This is a genomic window from Proteus myxofaciens ATCC 19692 (genome assembly GCF_001654855.1).
Lineage (GTDB): Bacteria > Pseudomonadota > Gammaproteobacteria > Enterobacterales > Enterobacteriaceae > Proteus > Proteus myxofaciens.
This window is the reverse complement of sequence record NZ_LXEN01000082.1, coordinates 1-1,934: the sequence shown is the minus strand read 5'-3', so window position 1 is coordinate 1,934 and position 1,934 is coordinate 1. Positions and strand designations below refer to the sequence as shown.

General features: G+C 23.5%; 2 protein-coding genes and 1 pseudogene. All 3 read left to right on the top strand.

The genetic code is table 11. The features are described 5' to 3' along the window. Window positions 1-422 (top strand): annotated as a pseudogene (locus tag M983_RS17765) (hypothetical protein); the annotation flags it as partial. Between the two features lies 1 nt (window position 423). After that, window positions 424-1,494, top strand: coding sequence for a glycosyltransferase family 4 protein (locus M983_RS08770; protein ID WP_066749701.1), 1,071 nt, complete (start codon window positions 424-426; stop codon window positions 1,492-1,494). Then, window positions 1,484-1,934 (top strand): glycosyltransferase (locus tag M983_RS08765; RefSeq protein ID WP_157091944.1); only part of this gene is annotated, 451 nt, incomplete at its 3' end. The genes M983_RS08770 and M983_RS08765, both read left to right, overlap by 11 nt.

The window sequence follows — 1,934 nt, the reverse complement described above, 5'->3', positions numbered from 1 at the left end:
GAATAAAATTAAAATATTTAATTTTATTCTCTTCTTTATTTTTTATTTTTCTCCAGTTTTATTTTATAATAAATTTTAAAGAGAACAATTTCCTTTATACGGTTAATGATATTTTAACTAGTCGCCTCTGGTTTGGAAATATTTTATATAGTTCTTTAGGTTTTCCAAATCTATTAAATGGAATAAATATCGAAAAATATTCCCCTATTGATTTCTATTTTATACAAACAATATATTCTATTGGATTAATACCCTTCATTTTTTTATACTTTTTAGTAATAAAAAATTTATTTAATACAAATATTACATCTTTAATGGGATATACGCTTCTTATTATGCTATTAGAGACAATGACTGAAACATATTTTTCTGTACCATTTTATTCAATAGCACTATTTATTATCTTTAGTAAGAAAATATAAAATGAAAACTCTATTATTCTGCATAACCGATATAACAACTGGTGGTGGTACTGAAAGAGCATTAATCACCCTGGCGAATAAATTAGCTAACAGTAATTTTGATATACATATTTATTCTCTTTATAAAAATAATCCAGAACCTTTATTTATTATAAATAAGAATGTAAAAATATATTTTTTAGAAAATAAAACCCATATATTTAAATTAATTAAGATAGCAAAAATTGCAAAAAAACATACTTCAGCAATAAAAATCATTATATCGATGGGGAGATTATCCATTGAAACTTCTCTATTATTCAAGTTATTTAATATAAAGAATTTATTCTTATCAGAACATACATCTTTCGAATCTTATAGTCCTATAATCAGATCTCTTAAACTATTAAGCTATAGATTTGCAGATAAGATTATAGTATTAACTGAACATGACAAATTATTACTTAATAATAAATATCATTTAGATAAAATTTATACGATACCTAATATTAATCCATATGAAGAATATTCGTATAATCTTAATTATAATGATAAAGAAAATATAGCTATTGCTATAGGAAGATTGTGCTATGCTAAAAATTTTGAAAGACTAATAAACTTATGGAGTAAAGCTATAACAAAAAACTGGAAATTATTAATCATTGGTGATGGTAATGATAAAAAAAAGTTAGAGAAAACTATTAGTAAAAGTGGAGTAAAAAATATAGAAATAATACCATTTACAAAAAACATTACTTCCTATTACAAAAAATCAAAATTATATTTAATGACGTCTCGATACGAAGGTTTACCAATGGTTCTAATTGAATCTCAACACTTTGGTGTACCTATTATCTCATTTAATTGTAAAACAGGACCATCAGAAATCATAAAAAATAATTATAATGGTTTCTTAGTAGACTACTATAATGATTCACTATTTATAGATAAGTTAAATTATTTTATAAAAAATGAATCCGTACAGAGAAAATTATCTATTAACTCTCCTATAGTCTCAAATGATTACTCCAGTAAAATAATTATTAATCTGTGGGAAAACATTTTATCTAAAAATAAATCTTATGAAAAATAAAACAATTTGTGTTGTTATACCTATTTATATAAATACTAATATTCATCTATTTAAGAAAGCTATTGAATCAATACTCCAACAGTCACATCCAGCAGATGAAATCTTAATTATTTGTGATGGTCTTGTAACTACTCAATTAAATAATCTTATAAAAATATTTTCGAATAAATATTCATATATAAAAATAATTCGATACGATTATAATAAAGGTCCAGGCTATGCAAGAGATTATGGAATCAAATGTACTTCTTGTGATTATATAGCTATAATGGATTCCGATGATGTATCTACAATAGACAGATTAGCAATACAATATGAATTTATGCAGAAAAATAACGACATATCTTTGTGTGGTGGATTGATAAGAGAACTAGATGATAAGAATCATAAAACTTCAATAAGAAATGTCCCAACATCCCATTCAGAAATACTAAAAACAA

Excerpts from the sequence above, each read along its gene's own strand:
- M983_RS08770 (WP_066749701.1), top strand. The coding sequence starts at position 424 with ATGAAAACTCTATTATTCTGCATAACCGATATAACAACTGGTGGTGGT.